The sequence below is a fragment of the Bifidobacterium sp. W8104 genome, from assembly GCF_016100735.1.
Classification (GTDB): Bacteria; Actinomycetota; Actinomycetes; order Actinomycetales; family Bifidobacteriaceae; genus Bombiscardovia; species Bombiscardovia choladohabitans.
In genome coordinates, this window is record NZ_JACFRW010000003.1 from 1 (window position 1) to 4,373 (window position 4,373).

Annotated in this window: 4 protein-coding genes; all 4 read right to left on the reverse strand. The window is 48.9% G+C overall.

What is annotated here, in order from left to right; translation table 11 throughout:
- Positions 1–1,348, reverse strand: a 1,348-nt coding sequence (locus H3U89_RS08285) for an ABC transporter ATP-binding protein (RefSeq protein WP_181415147.1), incomplete at its 3' end; no start/stop codon positions are given.
- A 17-nt stretch (positions 1,349–1,365) separates the two neighbouring features.
- The gene (locus H3U89_RS08290) at positions 1,366–2,811 is read right to left on the reverse strand and encodes an FtsX-like permease family protein (RefSeq protein ID WP_045924218.1); all 1,446 of its coding nucleotides are present in this window, start codon (positions 2,809–2,811) and stop codon (positions 1,366–1,368) included.
- A gap of 47 nt (positions 2,812–2,858) precedes the next feature.
- On the reverse strand, positions 2,859–3,557 hold the full coding sequence (locus H3U89_RS08295; RefSeq protein ID WP_045924347.1) for an ABC transporter ATP-binding protein: 699 nt from the start codon (positions 3,555–3,557) through the stop codon (positions 2,859–2,861).
- 51 nt (positions 3,558–3,608) lie between these two features.
- The gene (locus H3U89_RS08590) at positions 3,609–3,956 is read right to left on the reverse strand and encodes a hypothetical protein (protein WP_442859369.1); all 348 of its coding nucleotides are present in this window, start codon (positions 3,954–3,956) and stop codon (positions 3,609–3,611) included.
- Positions 3,957–4,373 lie beyond the last annotated feature (417 nt).

Genomic DNA, 4,373 nt, shown 5'->3' on the forward strand with positions numbered 1-4,373 from the left:
AGATACCCCAACACCACACTCTGACCAACACACAACCAAACCCACACACAGAACCTAAAACAACGCGTTTAGTTCCTATAGGCCCATTTAAATCAGTTGAGTCAACATTGTTGTATAGGATATGCCCCGAATCCGGCCTATAAAAAGCCTCCAATAGGGAAAGCAGCGTAGTTTTACCTGAACCCGACGAGCCCACGATGACGGTTCTTTGGTGTGGGACTGCGCTAAAACTAATGTTCTGCAGAGTGGTATTTCGTTCATCATCTTTGTCCGCTGTATTGTAAGAAAAGCATACATCTTTGAACTCCAGCGTAATGTTGGCTGTATCAAACGAGGAATGCCCATCTGGGGAAAGCATATTGCTCGAACTTACGGTTTCGCTTTTATCGCGCAAAGATTCAATGTCTTCTATTCTCCTGAGTGGTCCTAAAGCTTTGAAAGCCGTGGTTATAGATGAGGAAAAGGAGCTTAGCGAAGAAACAACCATAGTCAAATACATTGAAAAGGAGATGAAATTAGAAATATCAAGATCCCCTTTCGCTATTTCCGCGCCGCCAAAGGAAAAAACGATTAGTAAGGTCAGCTGTATGGCGCAGTTCACAATGGACCGAATGATTGTTTCCTTGTTGGCCACTTTTACTGTTGCCCGATACACTTCTTCTGCGGTACCGACTACTCTTTTCGTTTCAGGCACTGTTGCCATAAAGGCCTTAATTGTGCGAATTCCAGCTAATGATCGCAGTATGGCATTAGACAGTCTTGCTGTCTTAGCTTGTACCAGTTCGGTATAGGCCTGCAGACGAGAAGAAGCAGCAATCATCAACAGAATGGATGTGCACGAAGTTATAAGTGCCACGGCAAAGAGTCTGGTATCAATGAACAGCATAGCGACAGCTGATCCGCAAGCTGTTAACAGATTCGCGGCCACTTTAAAGAAGTCTGATGACAGGGCTGAGCGTAACTCATTAGTATCTGAGATGACAGTTGAGACATAGTCACCCGACTCCCTCTTATCATACTCTTGTACCGGCAGGCCGAGGATACAGGTAATGAGATTGCTACGTTTATCGAAAACTATTTTCGCCGCAAGGCGGTTTGCCATATTGGATCCCAAACCATCCAGGACGATGCCTGCTACAAACAAAAGCGCCAAGACTGCAATTGGTCTCACCAACTTCTGACTCTGTTCTATGGCGTGTAGAAGATAATTGACACACAGAGGTTGTAGTAACGCCAGACCTGAAGACACTATACCCACAGACATCACAACAACAGTGATAGCTGTGTGCGGTTTCAATAGTCTGAATACATTAAAAATTGTGGTTTTTTGACGTTGCTGAGTTTGCATAGTTGACATGATTTCCGCTATTCGCCTATGGCTGTTTGGACGGTTTCAATTGCCGATCGCTTCAAACTAGAACGTGCAGAGAAAAATGTGGAAAGTGTTCCCGCGGCGATAATGGGCACAGCAAGGATAATGAAGAACTTCCAGGGGAAGACCACTACAAAGAGATTCTTGGAAAGAGGGAGGAATGTCACAGCGGTGAAAACTCCGACGAGCAAGGTGGCCCCCGCAGAGATAAGGATACCGGTGGTCACGAGGATGAAACCATCCAAGGCCGATATGGCAAGTAGCTGTCCGGGCACAGCGCCCGCGATGGAGATAAGGGCCAGATCAAGGTTGCGTTCCTTGGCAGAGATGGCGAAACTGGCGACCGCACCGATTACAGCAATGAGCAAGGCCGACCACAGGCTGGACATAAGCTCTATCGGTGTGGCTGATCCCATGTCTTTCAACTGGGGAAAGCCACTTATGGCAGCAGTACTGGTTTGACCTGTGATTAACAATCCACCGAGCAGGAACAGGCAAGCAGTCAGTGAGATGATGGTGGAGCCGAATGCCTTCCCGCGACTTCTCACAATGGCTTGTGCCCGTGCGATCTTCCAGACATCGGATTGCACAGGAACCAGATTCGTCCATGTTTTGGTGGCCCATTGGATGATGGGTCCTCCAGAATAGGCCAGAGCGACCAGAAACAGCAGTATCGCGATGATCGGGCCTAATGACATGGGTTGCATGATGATGCCCAATTGGGTCTTACTCAGAGTTTTGGGGTCGTTCAACACCAGGATGACGGCAGCGACAGCCGGTGCCAGCAGGGCGATGAAACCACCGATAATAAGGAATCTCCTCAGACCGCGCCCAGCTCTCGTGACGTGGACTTCCTCAGTTCCTGAACCTCTCAGCAGCTCAACCGGAAGCACTTTCCTCAAAGCACGCAGAGTAAAGAGAGCACCCAACAAAGCCACAATGAAACCGACTGCAAGCCCCCTCAAAGCAAAGTCTAAGAAACCCTGCCAAGTAAAAGTGATAAGCGGCGGTAACAGCACGGCCTCCAACTGGAACTTTAGAATCCGTGGGGCAAGAATTGGCGCCAGCGCCATACCAACGATGGAGGAGATCAGAGTCAGCACGAACACCTGCACCATGGTGAGGGTCAGCACCTGCCTAGGTGTGGCACCAAGCAGGGACAACAATGCAAGTCCCTTCCGCCGCTGCCTTATGGAAGCCTGAATCGTCACCATAATGACCAGGCAACCCAGGACCATTGCTATCTGGTAGACCGAGTCCACGTTAGTGCTGAGATGGTGAGATACCACACCCACTTCCCCCGGGGAATCATGTTTGAGATCATTGATTCCCTTGCATACACTCATGGCGCACAGAATCGTCTGCGTGACCACAAGCACAAGAAACACACCGGCCCAGATTCCTCTATTGGCTTTCAGATCATTCAACGCCCACTTCATGACTTACACCTTTCACGCCGCATCGCCATACAGAATCAGGGCAATAACTACGCTTGCTCTTCCACATTCCCTGATGCGACAAATCCGCCATCACTCATGGTGTATACGACGTCGCATTGCCGGGCCAGGCGGAGATCGTGTGTGACCACGACCACGCATTTACCGGGTCGATGGGAGAAGTCCCGCAACTGCGAGAAAACCAACTGTCCGGACTTCTGGTCAAGAGCACCTGTCGGCTCATCGGCGAACACAACATCGGGATCCGCGACCAAGGTGCGAATCAAGGATACCCGCTGCTGCTCACCACCTGAGAGCGAACTAGCTGCGTCATTGTCGTGCCCGCTCAAGTGGAACTTATCCATGAGGGCATCGATGCTTCCTTGATCGACCTTGCGATGGCTGAGAGTCAAGGGGAGCAGGATATTGTCACGAACGGTCATGGACGGGACAAGATTGTAGGACTGAAACACAAACCCGATATGCGATCTGCGAAACAAAGCCAAGTTACGCTGGTTCTTCTTAGTTAGTTCCTCACCCAGCACCCACACATTTCCTTGAGATGGCTGTTCAAGACCAGAAAGGCAATATAGCAAGGTGCTCTTACCACATCCAGAGGGCCCTGTAATTGCGGTCATGGCACCACCAGCAGCAACAAAAGAAAGATCATTGAACACCACAGTGGGAGTCCCGTCACCCGAGACGAAATTCTTACTTAGCTGTTCAGCTACTACCACACCATCACGCATAATATTAACCTTCATGGTACTGAGATCAGAGTATCGCCAGACCTCATGCGATTATAAAGCCCCACGACAACGAGTTCGGTACTGTTGTTTATCCCTGAGATATTTGAACATAACATGCTCTGAAATACAGATTTTAGAAACTTTTTCTAAAACTGATTGTGCATTGTCAAGGGAAGCCGTCACATGAATTTTCCATCCGTGGGTCCTCATTATGCAAGCAGTCGGCTGCATATATGTCCATACTACGGATTTATTTGAAGCCCATCCTATCGGACAGTCAGGTTCAGGATCCCATGACTCTTCGGCATGTGCCATGAGACTACGGCTATCGACAAAGAAAGGAGATCCTGGGTGCGTCGCCCGCATGTATACAGCTTCCCCAATCATTGCGTCTCCCATCGTTGCGGACTATGCTTTGTAGTAATATTATCAGAACCCGGTTCAGTGTCAACTTCTGTTTTAACTCGCTTCTTGAATATTAATAACTTGCTCATTGCCTTTGATAGCTAAGTACCCATACGTCGCCTTTTAAGATGGCAACTTTCCTTTGAGTAGAGATGGACCTTCAATTGCTGCATCCAATGATGTCAAGACACCAAGCCGTTTGCATAGCAAACTTTTCCCAGCGTCTATACTTACCTGATCCTCCCCCGTGGCTTCCATTCTGAATGATATTAACGACTGCGTCTGCACCGATTTCCTGGAGCAGTGACACCCACTTCAGAGATTCTGGGCTATAGGAACTAAACGCGTTGTTTATGTTGGGGGTTTGGCCTTGTGGCTGTAAGCGTGTTGGGTGGTTGTTAATAGGTCGGG

Coding starts and splice junctions, on each gene's coding strand:
- H3U89_RS08290 (WP_045924218.1), bottom strand. CDS start 2,811: ATGAAGTGGGCGTTGAATGATCTGAAAGCCAATAGAGGAATCTGGGCC.
- H3U89_RS08295 (WP_045924347.1), bottom strand. CDS start 3,557: ATGCGTGATGGTGTGGTAGTAGCTGAACAGCTAAGTAAGAATTTCGTC.
- H3U89_RS08590 (WP_442859369.1), bottom strand. CDS start 3,956: ATGGGAGACGCAATGATTGGGGAAGCTGTATACATGCGGGCGACGCAC.